This is a genomic window from Curtobacterium uvaldense (assembly GCF_028307415.1).
Classification (GTDB): domain Bacteria; phylum Actinomycetota; class Actinomycetes; order Actinomycetales; family Microbacteriaceae; genus Curtobacterium.
Genome location: NZ_JAQMHU010000045.1, coordinates 1 through 16,892, shown reverse-complemented (window position 1 = coordinate 16,892; position 16,892 = coordinate 1). Strand labels below are relative to the sequence as shown.

The 16,892-nt window shown below is 72.7% G+C and carries 16 protein-coding genes; 11 read left to right on the top strand and 5 right to left on the bottom strand.

Features of this window, described 5'->3' with window-relative positions; all coding sequences use genetic code 11:
• Window positions 1-132: 132 nt before the first annotated feature.
• Entirely contained in the window at window positions 133-1,929 is a 1,797-nt protein-coding gene (locus PIJ49_RS16270; RefSeq protein WP_271827081.1) for a peptide ABC transporter substrate-binding protein, read from the bottom strand.
• Between the two features lie 213 nt (window positions 1,930-2,142).
• Here PIJ49_RS16270 and PIJ49_RS16265 point away from each other — a divergent pair, with 213 nt between their 5' ends.
• The 3 genes from PIJ49_RS16265 to PIJ49_RS16255 are packed head-to-tail and all read left to right on the top strand — an operon-like array spanning window position 2,143 to window position 5,574.
• Window positions 2,143-3,327: an ROK family protein gene (locus PIJ49_RS16265; RefSeq protein ID WP_209684502.1), complete on the top strand. Its 1,185-nt coding sequence runs from the start codon at window positions 2,143-2,145 to the stop codon at window positions 3,325-3,327.
• Window positions 3,320-4,840: a M81 family metallopeptidase gene (locus tag PIJ49_RS16260; RefSeq protein ID WP_271827080.1), complete on the top strand. Its 1,521-nt coding sequence runs from the start codon at window positions 3,320-3,322 to the stop codon at window positions 4,838-4,840. Before PIJ49_RS16265 ends, PIJ49_RS16260 begins: the two co-directional genes overlap by 8 nt.
• The gene (locus PIJ49_RS16255; RefSeq protein ID WP_271827078.1) at window positions 4,840-5,574 is read left to right on the top strand and encodes a copper homeostasis protein CutC; all 735 of its coding nucleotides are present in this window, start codon (window positions 4,840-4,842) and stop codon (window positions 5,572-5,574) included. The genes PIJ49_RS16260 and PIJ49_RS16255 overlap by 1 nt, the downstream gene beginning before the upstream one ends.
• A gap of 20 nt (window positions 5,575-5,594) precedes the next feature.
• Here PIJ49_RS16255 and PIJ49_RS16250 read toward each other — a convergent pair whose 3' ends face one another.
• Window positions 5,595-6,221 (bottom strand): metal ABC transporter ATP-binding protein, encoded by a 627-nt coding sequence (locus tag PIJ49_RS16250; protein WP_271827077.1) that lies wholly within the window; start codon window positions 6,219-6,221, stop codon window positions 5,595-5,597.
• Window positions 6,222-6,271: 50 nt separating this feature from the next.
• Here PIJ49_RS16250 and aztB point away from each other — a divergent pair, with 50 nt between their 5' ends.
• The 4 genes from aztB to PIJ49_RS16230 are packed head-to-tail and all read left to right on the top strand — an operon-like array spanning window position 6,272 to window position 10,465.
• A complete protein-coding gene (aztB, locus tag PIJ49_RS16245) occupies window positions 6,272-7,153 on the top strand; it encodes a zinc ABC transporter permease AztB (protein ID WP_271827076.1) in 882 nt (293 codons plus the stop codon).
• Entirely contained in the window at window positions 7,150-8,352 is a 1,203-nt protein-coding gene (locus tag PIJ49_RS16240; protein WP_271827075.1) for an ABC transporter, read from the top strand. The genes aztB and PIJ49_RS16240 overlap by 4 nt, the downstream gene beginning before the upstream one ends.
• Complete coding sequence (locus PIJ49_RS16235; RefSeq protein ID WP_271827074.1) at window positions 8,349-9,254, top strand: metal ABC transporter substrate-binding protein; 906 nt, start codon at window positions 8,349-8,351, stop codon at window positions 9,252-9,254. The genes PIJ49_RS16240 and PIJ49_RS16235 overlap by 4 nt, the downstream gene beginning before the upstream one ends.
• Window positions 9,255-9,280: 26 nt before the next feature.
• Window positions 9,281-10,465 carry a hypothetical protein gene (locus PIJ49_RS16230; protein WP_271827073.1) on the top strand — a complete coding sequence of 395 codons (1,185 nt, stop codon included), beginning with the start codon at window positions 9,281-9,283 and terminating at the stop codon, window positions 10,463-10,465.
• A 79-nt stretch (window positions 10,466-10,544) separates the two neighbouring features.
• Here PIJ49_RS16230 and PIJ49_RS16225 read toward each other — a convergent pair whose 3' ends face one another.
• Window positions 10,545-11,159, bottom strand: coding sequence for a GNAT family N-acetyltransferase (locus PIJ49_RS16225; protein WP_251154260.1), 615 nt, complete (start codon window positions 11,157-11,159; stop codon window positions 10,545-10,547).
• A 78-nt stretch (window positions 11,160-11,237) separates the two neighbouring features.
• Here PIJ49_RS16225 and PIJ49_RS16220 point away from each other — a divergent pair, with 78 nt between their 5' ends.
• Window positions 11,238-11,846, top strand: coding sequence for a TetR/AcrR family transcriptional regulator (locus tag PIJ49_RS16220; RefSeq protein WP_271827072.1), 609 nt, complete (start codon window positions 11,238-11,240; stop codon window positions 11,844-11,846).
• Window positions 11,847-11,881: 35 nt separating this feature from the next.
• Here PIJ49_RS16220 and PIJ49_RS16215 read toward each other — a convergent pair whose 3' ends face one another.
• Together PIJ49_RS16215 and PIJ49_RS16210 are read right to left on the bottom strand one after the other, a co-directional pair.
• Window positions 11,882-12,142, bottom strand: coding sequence for a hypothetical protein (locus tag PIJ49_RS16215; protein WP_066651540.1), 261 nt, complete (start codon window positions 12,140-12,142; stop codon window positions 11,882-11,884).
• A gap of 120 nt (window positions 12,143-12,262) precedes the next feature.
• Window positions 12,263-13,117, bottom strand: coding sequence for a helix-turn-helix transcriptional regulator (locus PIJ49_RS16210; RefSeq protein ID WP_271827071.1), 855 nt, complete (start codon window positions 13,115-13,117; stop codon window positions 12,263-12,265).
• Window positions 13,118-13,203: 86 nt separating this feature from the next.
• On the opposite strand from PIJ49_RS16210, the gene PIJ49_RS16205 reads away from it, so the two are divergent.
• From PIJ49_RS16205 to glgX, 3 genes are all read left to right on the top strand, one after another.
• A complete protein-coding gene (locus tag PIJ49_RS16205; RefSeq protein ID WP_271827070.1) occupies window positions 13,204-13,986 on the top strand; it encodes an SDR family NAD(P)-dependent oxidoreductase in 783 nt (260 codons plus the stop codon).
• A gap of 155 nt (window positions 13,987-14,141) precedes the next feature.
• Complete coding sequence (gene msrA, locus PIJ49_RS16200) at window positions 14,142-14,663, top strand: peptide-methionine (S)-S-oxide reductase MsrA (RefSeq protein WP_271827069.1); 522 nt, start codon at window positions 14,142-14,144, stop codon at window positions 14,661-14,663.
• A gap of 112 nt (window positions 14,664-14,775) precedes the next feature.
• Complete coding sequence (glgX, locus tag PIJ49_RS16195) at window positions 14,776-16,794, top strand: glycogen debranching protein GlgX (protein ID WP_271827068.1); 2,019 nt, start codon at window positions 14,776-14,778, stop codon at window positions 16,792-16,794.
• Window positions 16,795-16,892 lie beyond the last annotated feature (98 nt).

Genomic DNA, 16,892 nt, shown 5'->3' with positions numbered 1-16,892 from the left:
GGGGGGGGGGGGGGGGGGGGGGGGGGGGGGGGGGGGGGGGGGCGGGGGGGGGGGGTGGGGGGGGGGGTGGGGGGGGGGGGGGGGCCGGCCGCCCCCCCCCCCCCGCCTCCAGACCGTGGTCGCGTCAGCGACTCACTTGCTCCACTTCCACTGGGCCGGGTGGAAGTTGGCGAGCGAGTCCTGGTCGAACCCGGTCAGGCCCTGCTTGACGACCGAGATCTGGTAGTCCGGGCTCGGCAGCCAGATGACGGGCAGGTCCTTCGCGACCGCGGCGCTGTAGTCCTGCACCGTGGTCGGGTCGGTCGAGGTGGTGGTCGCGTCGATCAGGGAGTCGACCTCCTTGTTCGAGTACGAGCCGAAGTTCGCCGAACCGCCGGTCTGGAAGAGCGACTCCCCGGTCGGGTAGGCCGGGAAGTACCAACTGCCGGCGGTGCCGAAGAAGGAGAGGTCCCAGTCGCAGGACGCCTCGTCGCTCGTGCAGGTCGGCGTCTGCGACAGCACGCTCGAGACGGGCGCGGTCTTGATCGTGAAGCCGATACCGGTCTTCGCGAGCGACGACTGGATCGCGCTCATCATGTTGTCCGTGACCGTGGAGCCGGACTGCGAGAGCACCTGCATGGTGAACTTCGTGCCCTTCGCCACCCCGTCGCCGCACTGATCCGCCGAGGTGCCCGGGTCCGTGCAGACCATGGTGTCGCCCTGCTTCGTCCAGCCGTGGCTGGTGAGCAGTTCCTTCGCCTTCGCGGTGCTGAACGGGTACGGGTTGCTCTTCTGCACCTCGGACACGAAGTCGGACTCCTGCGCCTGCGGGACGGGACCGTAGGTCGAGGTGGCGGTGCCGTTGAACACGACCTTCGACAGCGCGGTCTGGTCGATCGACATCTGCACGGCCTGACGGGCGTACAGCTGCTTGAAGACCGCACCCATCGTCGGGTTGTTGAAGTTGTACGGCATGTACGTGATCGCCCAACCGGTCCACGGCTCGACCTCGTAGCCCTTGCCCGTGAACGAGTCCTCCTGGTCCATGTCGGTGGCGTTGATGTAGCCGTAGTCCACCTCGCCCGACCGCACCGCGTTGACCTCGGCGTCCGCGGTCGTGAACGGCAGCAGGTTGACGGTCCCGATCTGCGCCTTCTCGCCACCGTCGTACTTCGTGTTCGCCGTCAGGGTGACCTTGCCGGCGGTGGTGAACGCCTCGACGCCGTACGGGCCGGAGATGGTCTTCCACAGGTCGTCGGACGCGTAGTCGGCGATCTTGCCCGCGGCGGTGTTGAGGTACTTCCAGACCTGCTTCGCGCCGTCGGTGTTCTCGTCGGCGTCGCTCACCTCGGCGCTCGCGCTCGTCTTGTCCCAGGCGTGCTGCGGCAGCGGGATGATGTGGCTGAGCTGGTTCGCGAGCATCCAGTCCGGGTTGTACGCCTTGTCGAAGGTGATCGTGAAGTGCGTGTCGTCGACCGTCGTGAACGAGGTCCAGTTGTCCGGCGCCTTGCCCGCGGAGTAGGAACCCCACTGGTCCTTGTTCGCCTTGATCAGGTTGAACCAGAACGCGACGTCGCGGCTCGTGATCGGCTTTCCGTCCGACCAGTGCCGGTCGCCGAGCGTCATCGTGACACTCGTGCCGTCCTTCGCGAAGTCCGCCGCGGTCGCCACCGAGCCCGCCTTGTTCCAGGCGATCTTGCCCGTGGAGCCGTCGTAGGCGACGAGGGGTTCGTACAACGACTGCGCGATCGAGCCGTTGTTGGTGTTGAGGTGCGCCGCGGTGCCGATCGGCAGGATCCAGTTCGGCGTGAAGTTGGCGGGGAGCGCGTAGTTGATCTCGTCGGATCCGGAAGCGGTGGAGGCGTTGCCGCCGCCGGAGCATCCGGCGAGCAGGGCGCTCACGGCGATCGCGGCTCCGGTGAGGAGCGCCCAGCGACGGGGCTTGGACATGCGGTGTCTCCTTGTGTGAGGAACGTCGGGAGGGTGGTGCACGGGTGCCGGCGGCACGGGGACAGTCAAGGACCAGGCGCATTGGAAAAACAAACATCTCCGTGTAAATAGTGTGTTTCTGCGGATTGCACGAAAGCGTCCTCCGCACGGAGCGCCCGTATCGTCGCGGTGGACGGGGCAGACCGCCGCTGCCCGTCGAGATTGGAGAAAGTCGTGCCGGACCTCAGCGCTCGCGTCCTCGAGCTCGTGGCCACGGGGCAGGCGTCGAGTCGCACCGAGATCGCCGAGCTCCTCGCCGCCGCGCCCTCGACGGTGTCGCACGTCGTCGGACAGCTGCTGCGGCACGGGCTCCTCGCGGAGGAGGGCACCGACGTCTCCACGGGCGGGCGCCCGCGCAAGGTGCTCCGCATCGGCGGTACCGACGAGTACGCCGTTGCGGCGGACGTCGGTGGCGAACACGTGCGCATCGGTGTGGTGCTGCCGGGAGGCGCACTCGAGTCCGTCGCGACGGTCCCCTTCGCGCTCGCCGACGGCCCGACCGCCGGACTCGGCCGCCTGGCGGGCCTGCTCGAACAGCTCGCGGACGACCGTGGCCGCGACGGCCTCCGCGGCGTCGGTGTCAGCCTCCCCGGGCCGGTGGACGTCGAGGCCGGTGTCGTCGACCTGCCGAGCCGGATGCCCGGCTGGAACGGGTTCCCCGTGGTCGACTGGCTCTCCGAGCGCTTCGGCCTGGCGGCCGTCGTGGACAACGACGCGAACTGCATGGCCGCGGGTGAGCAGACCGTGCGGGACCCGTCCCGCCGGCAGACCATCACCATCAAGGCCGGGTCCGCCATCGGTGCGGGCATCGTGATCGACGGCCGCCTCTACCGCGGCTCGACCGGGTCCGCGGGCGACATCACGCACGTCCGGATCGATGCGGCCGGGGACACCCCGTGCTCGTGCGGCAACACCGGATGCCTGGAGACCGTCGCGTCCGGCGCCGCCCTGGTCCGGGTCCTGTCGTCCGCGGGAGTCGACGTGACCTCGACCGCGGACGTCGTCCGGCTCGCCTCGGACGCGCACCCGGAGACCACCCGCGCGGTGCGGATGGCCGGCCGCTACCTGGGCGAGGTCCTGGCAGCGAACGTCAACTTCTTCAACCCGGACGCCGTGTACCTCGGCGGCATCCTGTCGACCCTCGACCCGTTCATCGCCGCCGTGCGGAGCCAGCTGTACGAGAGCTGCCACCCGCTCATGACCCAGCACCTCGCGATCGAACCGGTGTCGCTCGGCGCGGACGCCGGGCTCGTCGGAGCGGGGCAGTTCGCCCTGCAACGCGGGCTCGCGGCGTCGCTCGAGGCGCTGTCCGCCCCCATCCCGCAGTCCGCCACCAGGAACAGGAGCACCCGTGTCTGAGACCCCCGCCCGCCGTCGCTTGGTGATCGCGATCGCCGGACTCGCGATCGAGACCTCGACCTTCACGCCCACCCGGACCCTCGCGCCCGCCTTCCACCCGGACCGCGGTGACGAGGTCGTGGCGCGGTACCCGTTCCTGGCGTCGTACGCGGACTCAGCCGACTTCCACGGGGCGCTCATCGGCCACGCACTGCCCGGCGGGGTCGTCGCCCGGCAGGCCTACGAGGAACTCGCCGACGAGATCGTCGCGCGCCTGACGGCGATCGGGCCGGTCGACGGCCTCTGGTACGACATCCACGGCGCGATGGTGGTCGAGGGGCTCGACGACGCCGAGACCGACCTGCTCGGCCGCATCCGCGCGGTCGTCGGGCCGGACGTCATCGTGTCGGCATCGATGGACCTGCACGGCAACGTCACGCGGGAACTCGCGCACCAGGTGGACCTCGTCACCTGCTACCGCATGGCCCCGCACGAGGACGCCCTCGAGACGAAGGAGCGCGCGGTCCGGAACCTGGTCGACGTGCTCGCCACCAGGCCGGTCGGAGGACAGCGCCCGGTGAAGGCGTGGATCCCGATCCCGGTGCTGCTGCCCGGCGAGCAGACGTCGACCCGCATCGAGCCCGCGGCGTCGATCTACGGGCAGGTGCCGGAGGTCGAGCAGGAGGACGGCGTCCTCGACGCGGCGATCTGGGTCGGGTACGCCTGGGCCGACCAGCCACGCGACCGTGCCGTCACCGTGGTCACCGGGTGGGACCGCGACGTCGTGGCCGCGGGCGCCGAGCGCCTGGCCCGAGCGTTCTGGGACGCCCGCGAGGACTTCGTGTTCGTGGCACCGACGGGCTCCTTCGACGAGTGCCTCGCCGCCGCCCTCGCACCCGGGGCCGCGCGTCCGTTCTTCGTGTCGGACTCCGGTGACAACCCGACCGCCGGCGGTTCCGGTGACATGACCTGGGGTCTCACGCAGGTGCTCGCACACCCGGCCTTCGCCACCCCTGACGGCCCCACCGTCATCTACGCGAGCGTCCCCGGCCCGGCCGCCGTCGCCGAGGCGGTCGCGGCCGGGGTCGGTGCGACCGTGACGGTGACGGCGGGCGCCGAGGTCGACGACGTGCACGCGGGGCCGATCACGATGACCGGCCGGGTGCACGCGGTCAAGCACGGCGACCGGGACGCCGAGACCGAGGTCGTGCTGCAGGTCGGCAGCGTCTTCGCGATCCTGACGACGCTCCGCAAGCCGTACCACCACGAGCACGACTTCACCGATCTCGACCTCGACCCGCGTCGGGCCGACGTCGTCGTCGTGAAGATCGGCTACCTCGAGCCGGAACTCTTCGACATGGCGGCCGACTGGATGCTGGCGCTCACTCCGGGAGGGGTCGACCAGGACCTGCTCCGCCTCGGGCACCACCGGATCGAGCGGCCGCTGTTCCCCTACGATCGGGAGTTCGCGACGCCGCCGGACCTGTCCGCGCGCATCGTGCCGCCGTCGAACGAACCCCTCGGAGCCGCCTGATGACCGTCGCCCTCGAGATCGCCGTGACGTCGCCCGCCGGGGCCCTGGTCGCCCGTGACGGGGGCGCCGACCGGGTCGAGCTCTGCGTCGGCCTGGAGCTGGGCGGCCTGACGCCCTCGCAGGCCCTGGTCGAGGCCACGCACGAGACCGGGATCCCGGCGCACGCCCTGGTGCGCTGCCGCCCCGGGGGCTTCACGTACGACGACGACGAGCTCGCGCTCATGGAGCGGGAGGTCCGCACGGTCCTGCGCTCGGGAGCGGCCGGGGTGGTGGTCGGTGCCCTGCGCCCGGACCGGACCCTCGACGAGGACGCCCTCCGCCGCTTCGTGGCCGCCACCCGCTCGGTCTCCGCGCACGCCGAGGTCACCCTGCACCGCGCGGTCGACCACGCCGCCGACCCGGTCGCGACGGTCGCGCGGCTCGCCGACCTCGGCGTCACGCGGGTGCTGACCTCCGGCGGCGCCGCGAGCGCTCCGGCGGGAGCGACGACGATCGCGCGCATGGTCGACGCCGCCGGGCCCGTGCAGGTGATGGCGGGGGCCGGGGTCCACGCGCGGGACATCGGAGCACTGGTCGCGACCGGGGTCGCCGCGGTGCACCTCTCCGCCAAGCGGTCGGTCGCGGGCGGTCACGACGGCGTCCCGATGGGCAGCGGCGACGACGGTTCCGGCCACACCGTCACGGACGCGGCGGTGGTGGCAGCAGCGCGGACTGCCCTCGATCAGTCGGCCTGACGGCGGTCCCGGCGGAGCCGTCAGCCCAGGGCCACGACCCGGTCCGCAGCGGCGATCGCGACCGGGTCGTGCGCCGCGTGGACGACGACGACACCCGCGGCGGCCTCCGCGGCGAGCGCCGCCGTCACGAGGGCCGCCGACCCGGCGTCGACGCCCGCCGTCGGCTCGTCGACGAGCAGGACCGGCGCGCGCTGCGCGAGACCGAGGGCGACGAGCGTGCGCTGCCGCTGCCCGCCGGACAGCTCGTCGAGCGGCCGGTCGGCGAGGTCGGTGATGCCCATCCGGTCCAGCTGCGCGTCGACGACCGCGTGGTCCGCCCGTCCGAGCGGTCGCCACCAGGGCCGTGCCCGCCAGCGCCCCATCGCGACGGTCGACCGCACGGTCAGCGGGAGCGCGGACGGCGGGACCGCCTGGGTCACGTACGCCACTCCGCCGGACGGGAGGCCCGACACGGCCCCGCCGACGGGCGTCACCACTCCGGCGAGCGCGTCGAGCAGCGTCGACTTCCCGGATCCGTTGGGTCCGGTGAGCGCCGTGACGACCCCGGCGGGGAACGTCGCGTCGAGACCGTCGAGCACCGTCCGGTCACCGCGTCGGACGACGAGGTGCGTGACCTCGAGGGCAGGGGGAGCCGCGGTGGTGAGCACCTGAGCACGCTATCAGTATCGATAGTCGTTTTCATGTAGCGTCTCCCAGCGTGACCTGGCTGACCGACCCGTTCTCCGTCGACTTCATGCTGCGCGCCCTCGTCGGCGGCACCCTGGCGGCGGTCCTCTGCGCGGTCGTCGGCACGTGGGTGCTCGTGCGGGGCATGGCCTTCCTCGGCGAGGCACTCGCACACGGCATGCTCCCGGGCGTCGCGGTCGCCACCCTCACCGGGATCCCCGCCGTGCTCGGAGCGGCCGTGAGCGCGGGTGTGATGGTGGTCGGCGTCGGCGCACTCCGTCGTCGCGCCCGGCTGTCGTACGACACCTCGATCGGGCTGCTGTTCGTCGGCATGCTCGCCCTCGGGGTCATCATCGTGTCCTCGTCCCGGTCCTTCGCCACCGACGTCACCGCGATCCTGTTCGGGGACGTCCTCGCCGTGACCCGGACCGACCTCGGCGGGCTCGCCGTCGCGGTCACCGTCGCACTCGTCCTCGCCGCGGCGTTCCACCGGCCCTTCACCGCGGCCGCCTTCGACGTGCGGAAGGCGGCGACGCTCGGCCTCCGCCCCCGACTGGCCGAGGTCGTGCTCGTCGGGCTCGTCACGCTCGCGGTCGTCGCGTCCTACCGCGCGGTCGGGACGCTCCTGGTCGTCGGGCTCCTGCTCGCGCCCGCCGCCGCGGCCCGGGCCTGGACCCGGCAGGTCGGGTCGACCATGCTCCTCGCCGCGGTGATCGGCAGCGCCGCCGTCACCACCGGCCTGCTCGTCTCCTGGCACGCGGGGACCGCCGCCGGCGCGAGCATCGCGGCGGTCGCCGTCGCGGGCGTCGCCGTCTCCCGCGCCCTCGCCGCCCTGCTGCCGCACCGGGGGCGGCGGACGACCACGACCACACCAGCACCAGCACCAGCACCAGCACCACGAGAGGGAGCATGACGAACCCCACCACCACCACCACGACCCGCCGCGTCGCGGCGCGACGCATGACCACCGCAGCGGTGGCCGCCGGACTCGCGCTCGGCCTGACCGCCTGCTCGACCACGGGCACCACCGGACCGGCCGCCGACGACGCGACCGGCACGGCGAAGCCCCACGGCTACGTCGAGGGCGCGAGTGAGGCGCAGGAGCCGCAGGTGCGCCTCCTGGCCGTGTCCGCCGCCGGCGAGACGGCGGTGCACGACCTGCTGAGCGGCGAGACCACGGCGCTCGACGACGTCGAGGCACCGGAGCACTCCGCGACCGACGGGCGGTTCCTCGTCAGCAGCACCGAGGACCGCACCACGATCGTCGACGGCGGTTCGTGGACCGTCGACCACGGCGACCACACGCACTACTACGCGGCCGAACCGCGCGTGGTGGGCTCGATCGACGGCGGCGGGCCCGTCGAGGTGCACTCGTCGGAGACGATGACGACCATCACCTGGCCGGAGCGCGGCGAGGGCGTCGTCCTCGACCGGGCCGCACTCGGACAGGGTGACGTCGAGGAGACGGTGCGGATCGACGCGACCGTCCTGCTGCCGTTCGGCGAGCAGCTGGTCGCGGGCACCGACGACGGCGTCCGGGTGCTCGACGCCGACGGCGAGCCGAGCGGCGCCGAGGCCGCGTGCACCGACCCCGCGGGCGGCATCGTCACCCGGGCCGGCGCCGTGGTCGGCTGCTCGGACGGGGCGGTCGTCCTCGGCGAGGACGGCGAGACCACCACCGTCGCGCTGCCCGACGGGGCCGCACGCCCGACGGCGTTCTCCGCCCGCGCGGGTCGACCGACGGTCGCCGGGCTCGCCGGCGACCGGGGCGCGTGGCTGCTCGACAGCCGCGAGGGCACCTGGCGACTCGTCGAGACCGAACGGCCCCTGCGCGCCGTGACGGCCGTCGACGACGAGGACGAGCACGTCGTCGGCGTGGACGACCAGGGTCGAGTCGTGGTGATCGCGGCGACGACGGGCGCGGTCGCCACCACCGAACCGCTGCTCGACCCGGGCGAGCAGCCGCTCCTGCAGCTCGACGCCCAGCGCGCCTACGTCGCCGACGCCTCCGGGCAGCAGGTGCACGAGATCGACTTCGCGGACGGTGCACGCCTCGCGCGGTCGATCGACCTGGCCGCGGCGCCCGTCACGTTCGCCGAGGTCGGACTGTGACCCGCCGGTTCCGCGCCACCGCCGCGCTGGCCGTGGCCGCCGGACTCGTCGCGGCGACGGCGGGGTGCTCGTCCGCCGGGTCGGACCGCCCGGTCGTCGCGGTGACGACGAACATCCTCGGCGACGTCGTCACCGAGGTGGTCGGGGACGCGGCCGAGGTGATGGTCCTCATGCCGGCGGGCGCCGACCCGCACTCGTTCGAGGTCTCCGCGCAGGAGGCCGCCCGGCTCCGGAGCGCCGACCTCGTCGTCGAGAACGGGCTCGGGCTCGAGGAGGGCATCGCCCGCCACGTGGAGGCCGCCGCCTCCGACGGTGTCCCGGTGTTCACGGCCGGCGAGCACGTCGACGCGCTCGAGTGGACGACGGAGGACGACAGCGGCCCCGATCCGCACCTCTGGACCGACCCCGCACGCATGGTCGACGTCGTCGAGGCCCTCGACGACGCCCTGCGGGACGCGGGCGTCGAGCCGAGCCGGACCGACGCGTACCTCGACGAGCTGGCCACGCTCGACACGGACATGTCCGACGCGTTCGCGGGCATCCCGGAGGACCGACGGGCACTCGTGACGAACCACCACGTGTTCGGGTACCTGGCGGACCGGTACGACTTCCGGGTCGTCGGCGCCGTCATCCCGAGCGGGACCAGCCTGGCATCGCCGAGCGCGGCGGACCTGCGCGACCTCGCGTCGGCGATCGACGAGGCGGGCGTCCCGACGATCTTCGCCGACCTCTCGCAGCCCGCACGGCTGGCCGAGGTGCTGGCGGACGAGGTGGACGTGCACGTGGAGATCCGTCGGCTCGCCTCCGAGTCGCTGACCGAGGACGGCGGCGCCTCGACCTACCTCGGGATGATGCGGTCGAACACGGCGGCGATCGTCGACGGCCTGTCGATTTCTAATTGAGAATGAGAATCAGTACAGTGAACGGCATGACAACTCTGCGCACCACGCTCGCGCCCGCAGCCCTGCTCGGCGCCGCAGCCCTCGTCCTCACCGGCTGCTCGACGGGCCCCGCCGACGCGGAGGCCGAGGGCACCCGCACCACGGAGGCCGCATCCGCCGAGGGCGACCGCATCGTCCTCACGTACGACGGCGGCCTGCTCACCCTCGACCAGGACCTGCGGGTCGTCGCCGACGACAGCATCGACGGCTTCACCCGCGTGAACCCCGCCGGGGACGGCCGCCACGTGCTCGTCACCGTGCCCGAGGGCTTCCGGGTCCTCGACACCGCCGCAGACCCGGCCCTGACCGACGCCGTCTTCCCGGCCGACACCGGCGGCCACGCGGTCGTGCACGGCGAGAAGACCGCGCTCTTCGCGGACGGCAGCGGTGACGTCACGGTGTTCGAGCACGACGACCTCGACGGCGCCACGCTGCCCGAGGTGGAGACCACGGAGTCCGAGGCAGCACACCACGGCGTCGCGATCGTGCTCGAGGACGGCACGCTCCTCAGCACGATCGGCACCGAGGAGGAGCGCACCGGCGTCCGCGCCCTCGACGAGGACGGCACGGAGCTCGCCCGCTCGGAGGAGTGCCCGAACGTGCACGGCGAGGGAGCGGTGCAGGGCGAGGTCGCGGTCTTCGGCTGCACCGACGGCGCCCTCGTGTACCAGGACGGCGCCTTCACGAAGATCGACGCCCCGACCGAGTACGGCCGCACCGGCAACCTGTTCACCACCGAGGACTCGTCCGTGGCCGTCGGTGACTACAACGACGACCCGGACAGCGAGGGCTACCTGCTCGACCAGGTCGCACTCATCGACGCCGCGTCGGGCGAGTACCGCGTGGCCGACATGCCCGAGGGTGTGGGCTTCACCTTCCGCGACATCGCGCGTGGTCCCGGTGACGAAGCCGTGATCCTCGGCTCCGACGGCGCCCTGCACACCTTCGACGAGCAGACGGGCGAGCCGATCGACACGTTCGACGTCATCGACGCCTGGGAGGGTCCGACCGAGTGGCAGGACGCCCACCCCGCACTGAAGGTCGCGGGTGACGTCGCGTACGTGACCGACCCGACCGAGCGGAAGATCCACGCGGTGGACCTCACCACCGGGGAGGTCGTCGCGTCGAGCGACGAGCTGCCGGGCGTCCCCAACGAGATCGCGGTCGCCTGACGGCCGACGTCACCACCCGACGGACGGGAGGCGCGGTACCGGCTGGCACCGCGCCTCCCGTCCGTCCGTCGGTCGCGGCTCAACCGACCGCCGGTCGCCACATCGAGACCGGAGCGGCCGCCCGGAAGCCGGTGATCGGCGCACCGTCCCCGAAGCCGTGGCGACGGTAGAGCCGGCGGTTCTGCGGCGTCGAGGACTCGAGGTACGCGTGCTGCGCGAGGGCGTCGACCCGGCGCAGCGCGTGGTCGAGCAGGAGCCCGCCGACCCCCTGACCTCGGGCCGCGGCAGCGACACCGATCTCGGCTAGGTACCAGTGCGGCGCATCGGGGCGGGCGCGGTCCATCCGTCGGAGGTGCCGCAGCGCGCGGAGGGCACCGCCGGTCCCGAGGACCCGGAGGAGTGCCGGGACCTGCCGGACGAACGCCAGCGTGCCGCCGACGTGCGGCCGAGGCGCCTGCCAGAACGCGGCGCCGAGCAGCCGGCCCTCGTCGACCGCGACGTCGAGCGCCCGGGCGCGTTCGGGGACGGCCCGGACGAGCGCGGCGAAGAGGGCGCCGAGCACGACGACCCGGTCCTCGCCCGGACGCGGCGGTCGGACCTCACCGAGGACGGGGTCGGCAGCGAAGGCCTCGGCGAGCACGGCCGCGGCGGCGGGCACCTCGGACGGGGATGCGGGACGGACGGTGATCGACACGGGGACTCCTCCACTTTCGGCCGTTTGGCCAGATCAGCTTGCCGACCACTCCTGCGGACGCCCCGTACGCTTCCTGTGATGACGCAGGACCAGCAGACGCGGTCGTACCACCCCCGAGGGGAACGGCGTGACGAGCTCCTCGACGCGGCCGCCCTCGTCGTGCGCGACCACGGGGTGACCGGCCTCACCACGCGGGCGGTCGCCGAGCGTGCCGGCGTGGCGCACGGGGTGGTGCACTACGTCTTCGGCGCGCGGTGGAACCTGGTGGTCGCGCTCCTCGAACGCCAGGCACGGGACGTCCTCCCCCGCGTGCTCGCCGCTGCCGATGCGCGGCACGACCTCGCCGACGCGATCGATGCCGGAGTGGCCGCGTACCTGGACCTGGTGCGCCGGGAGCCCGAACGCTTCCGCCTCCTCGAGGCCGTCAGCGGCACCGCCCTCGACGGTGACGACGCGCTCGTCGCCGCCGAGCGAGCCCTCTGGCGCGACGGGGTGGCGGCCGGCATCACCCGCTGGACCGCGCGGCACGGAGTCGAGCTCGCCGAGCCGACCGCGGTGGCGGCGGACGCGGTGCTCGCCCTGGTCGACGGCCTCGGGCGCGCGGCGTGGGGCGACCCGGACGGCACGTCGACCGATCGTGCACGCGCGGTGCTCGTCCGCGGCCTGGCGCACGCGCTCATCCGCTGAGCACCGGCGGGCCGGGTGGACGAACTCGCTCGTGATCAGCGCCAGGTCCGCGCGACCACCCAGCCGTCGCCCTCGGGGACGATGTCGACGACGACGGCGTCCCCCTCGGCGCTGACCTGGAAGCGCCACCCCACCGTGCGCTCCGGCGCGTGGGTCATCGCCGACGGCAGGAACTCCGCCGTCGCGGTCAGTCGCGTCGGACTGTCGCTCACCCGCCAGCGTCGGTCCCGCCACACCATCCGGTCCGGCACCCCGCGCTCCCACCACACCGTGGCGACCTCGTGCGTCAACATCATCCCGACCTCCCGATTCGAACGTGTGTTCGAATGGTAGGCGATCGCAGGACGACACGCACGTGCGGGGTCGACGGGTGCGCACCGCGTCCACCGACGTCGTCACCGCCGGCCCGTCGTGGCTCAGCCGCGCTCGGCATTCTGCGTGGCGAGCATCCCGAGGAGCGCGAGGGCATCGGCGTCGGCGGATCCCGGCGCCGCGGTGTAGAGCACGAGGAACTGGTCGCCGTCGACGAGCGCGAGGCTGTCGCAGTCGACCGTGACCGGCCCGACCGACGGGTGGTGGAAGGTCTTCGTGAGCACCGGAGCCGGCTGCACGTCGTGTCGTGACCAGAGCCGCGCGAACTCCGCGTTCCCCGTCCGGAGCTCGTCGACGAGCGCGACCACCTCCACGTCCGTCGGGTGCTGCGCGAGCGTCGTCCGCAGCTGCATCACCACCTGGTGCCGGAACTCGGCGCCGTCGGAGATGCCGTACGGCGGCTCGGACGCCCCGCCCGTCCCGCCGACGGGGAAGGCCTGCCGGGCGAGGTTGCGGCCCCGACGGTCCCGCAGGGCGAAGTCCTCCAGGAGCGCGGCGGCCAGGGGGTTCCACGCGAGGACCTCGAAGTCGGCGGCGAGCACGATCGCAGCGGTCAGCGGCAGACGGTCGACGACCGCCAGGATGCTCGGCCGCACCTGACGCCGGATGCTCGCGGTCCGTGTCCGGGCGGTCCCGGCGAGCAGGTGGAGGTGGTCGGACTCGGCGTCGGTGAGGCGCAGCGTCCCCGCGATGCCGGCCAGCACCTCGGCGGAGGGCCGAGGGGCTCGTGCCTGCTCGAGCCGGACGTAGTACTCGGTGGAGATGTGGGCGAGGACGGCGACCTCCTCGCGGCGCAGCCCGGGTGTGCGCCGGCGGGTCCCCGACGGGAGCCCGACGTCCTCCGGCCGCAACCGCTCGCGCCGTGCGCGGAGGAACGCGGCCAGCTCCTGCTTGTCCATGTCCCGATCCTCCCCCCGCGGGCACGTCGCGTCCTGGTACCGGGTGTACCTGGCTGCGCGGCCACCGCGGGACGGACGCTGACGGCATGAACGATCACACCACCACCCGTCCGAACGGCCTGCTCACCGGCAAGGTCGTGTTCGTCTCCGGCGCCAGCCGCGGCACCGGTGCCGCCGCCGCCCGGCTCTTCGCCGACGAGGGCGCCGCCGTCGTGCTCGCGGCGCGGAGCACCGGGTCACTCGACGCCGTCGTCTCCGGCATCCGCGACGCCGGCGGCACCGCGGACGCCGTCGTGCTCGACCTCGCCGACCCGGCGAGCATCCGGGCCGCCGTCGACCGGGTCGACGAGCTGCACGGGCGACTCGACGGCGCCTTCAACAACGGAGCCGCGATCCAGCAGCCCGGCCCGCTGGACGCCACGAGCGACGAGGACATCGACACCCAGTTCGCGGTCAACTTCCGCGGCCACTGGGTCGCGATGACCGCCGAGGCCGCCCTGATGCGCCGCTCCGGCGGCGGGGCGATCGTGAACACGTCGAGCATCGGCAGCCGCCGGGCCAACCCGGCACTGCCGGCCTACGGGGCGATGAAGCGCGCCCTGAACAGCATCACCGAGACCGCAGCCGTGACGTGGGCGCCCGAGGGCATCCGGGTCAACGGCATCACCCCGGGCGGCACCGCGACGGACATGATCGCCGCGTGGGAGGCGGCGACCCCGGGGATCACGGAGCAGATCGACGCCTCGGTGCCGCTCGGCAGGATGGCCCGACCCGAGGAGGTCGCCGAGGTGGCGGCCTGGCTGCTCAGCGACCGGGCCTCGATGGTGACCGGTGCGAGCATCCCCGTGGACGGCGGCGCCGGGGCCTGACGCGCACGCGGTACCCGCTCGGCTGGACGTGGGCCGTCCGTGCGCCGACGATTGAGGCGCACCATGGACCACGACCCGGGAACACGCGCCCGGGGTCGCCGGTTGCACCCGGTGATGCCGCAGCCAGCGGCAACGACGACGCCCAGGAGGCCAGCATGACCACGACCGAGACCGCCATCCTCGCCGGCGGGTGTTTCTGGGGAGCGCAGCAGCTCCTCCGCCGCCGACCCGGTGTCATCAGCACGCGCGTCGGCTACTCCGGCGGCGACACCCCGAACGCCACGTACCGGAACCACGGCGACCACGCCGAGGCCGTCGAGATCGTCTTCGACCCGTCGCAGATCTCGTACCGCGACCTGCTCGAGTTCTTCTTCCAGATCCACGACCCGTCCACGAAGGACCGGCAGGGCAACGACGTGGGTCGCAGCTACCGTTCGGCGATCTACTTCACCAACGACGAACAGCGCCAGATCGCACTCGACACCATCGCGGACGTCGACGCCTCCGGCATCTGGCCGGGCAAGGTCGTCACCGAGGTCGAGCCCGCGGGCGACTTCTGGGAGGCCGAGGAGGAGCACCAGGACTACCTCGAGAAGTACCCCGCCGGGTACACCTGCCACTTCGTGCGTCCGGGCTGGAAGCTCCCGCACCGCGACGAGGCGACCACGACGGTCTGACGTCGCGACGTGACGGACGGGAGGCGCGGTGCCAGCTGGCACCGCGCCTTCCGTCCGTCACGGGGTACGCGGGCGACGTGAGGACACAGTCGCCGACCGCTAGAAGTGCACTATGACCACTTCCTCCCGCACCCCGCTCGGCGTCACGCTCGTCGACGGCGGCGCCAACGTCGCGCTCTTCTCCAGCACCGCCGAGCGGGTCGAGTTCTGCCGCTTCGACGAGGACGGCACCGAGCACCGCACCGAGCTCCGCAACCGCACCGGCTACACGTTCCACGACGTCGTGCCGGACGTGACCGTCGGCACCCGCTACGGCTTCCGCGTGCACGGCGCCTGGGACCCGGCGAACGGCCTGCGCCACAACGCCGCGAAGCTCCTGCTCGACCCCTACGCGACCGCCGTCGACGGCTCGTACGAGTGGGGCCAGGCCCTGTTCGGCCACGACATGGAGGACCCCGAGCAGATCGACGAGACCGACTCGGCGAGCGCCATGCCGAAGTCCGTCGTCGCGGACCGCGAGTTCGACTGGGACGGTGACACGCTGCTCCACACCCCGTACCGCGACACCGTCGTCTACGAGGTGCACGTCAAGGGCTTCACGAAGCAGCACCCGGACGTGCCCGAGGAGATCCGCGGCACGTACGCGGGCCTGGCGCACCCGGCGGCGATCAAGCACCTGACCGACCTGGGCGTCACGGCCGTCGAACTGCTGCCGACGCACCAGTTCGTGCAGGACTCGACCCTGGCCGACAAGGGCCTCCGCAACTACTGGGGCTACAACAGCATCGGCTTCTTCGCCCCGCACGACGAGTACTCGTCCTCGGGCACGGCCGGCCAGCAGGTCACCGAGTTCAAGGAGATGGTCAAGGCCCTGCACGCCGCGGGGCTCGAGGTCATCATGGACGTCGTCTACAACCACACCGCCGAGGGCAACCACATGGGCCCGACGCTGTCCTTCAAAGGCATCGACAACCAGTCGTACTACCGCCTGGTCGAGGGTGACGAGGCGAACTACTTCGACACGACCGGCACGGGGAACTCGCTCAACGTGTCGCACCCGTCCGCACTCGGGCTCATCACCGACTCGCTCCGCTACTGGGTCGAGGAGATGCACGTCGACGGCTTCCGCTTCGACCTCGCCACGACGCTCACCCGCCAGGACGGCGAGGCCGAGAAGCACTCCGCGTTCCTCGACATCATCCACCAGGACCCGGTGCTCCGCGAGGTGAAGATGATCGCCGAGCCGTGGGACACCGCCGGCTACCAGGTGGGCGGGTTCCCGGCCGACTGGTCGGAGTGGAACGGCAAGTACCGCGACGACCTCCGCGCCTTCTGGCGCGGCGACGAGGGCACGCTCGGCGACGCCGTGCAGCGCACGCTCGGTTCCCCCGACGTGTACGAGGGCTCCCGTCGATCCCCGCTCTGCTCGGTGAACTTCGTCACCGCGCACGACGGCTTCACGCTGGCCGACCTGACGATGTACGCCGAGAAGCACAACGAGGCCAACGGCGAGGACAACAACGACGGCGAGAGCAACAACACGTCCTTCAACGGCGGCATCGAGGGCCCGACCGACGACGGCGCGGTGAACGACTACCGCGACCGCCAGCGCCGGAACTTCCTCGGCACGCTCATGCTCTCCGCGGGCATCCCGATGATGCTCGGTGGCGACGAGATCGCCCGCTCGCAGGGCGGCAACAACAACGCGTACTGCCAGGACGACGAGATCTCGTGGTTCGACTGGGAGGCCGCCGACCAGGACCTGCTCGCCTTCACGACCGCGGCGATCGCGTTCCGCAAGCAGCACGAGGCGCTCCGTCCGCTCTGGTACCGCACGGCCCCCGGTGACTCGGAGTCGACGGTGCAGGTGCTCCGTGCGGACGCGCAGGGCTTCGAGGACGGCGACTGGGCCGATGCGGGCAACCGCGCGGTGATCCTGGTGCTGCAGCAGGGCGACGACACCGTCGCGATGCTGCTGAACGCCTCGGACACCACCGTCGAGTTCACGCTGCCCGAGAAGCCGGGCGGCGGCACGTGGTCGCTCGGCCTGTCGAGCGACCACGACCAGGCCGTCGAGGGCGACGCGACGACGCTGCTCGTGCGCGACGCGTCGTTCACCGCACTGGTCTAGTCCCCGGACGCACGAACACGAGGACGGGAGGGGGGGGGGGGGGGGGGGGGGGGGGGGGGGGGGGGGGGGGGGGGGGGGGGGGGGGGGGGGGGGGGGGG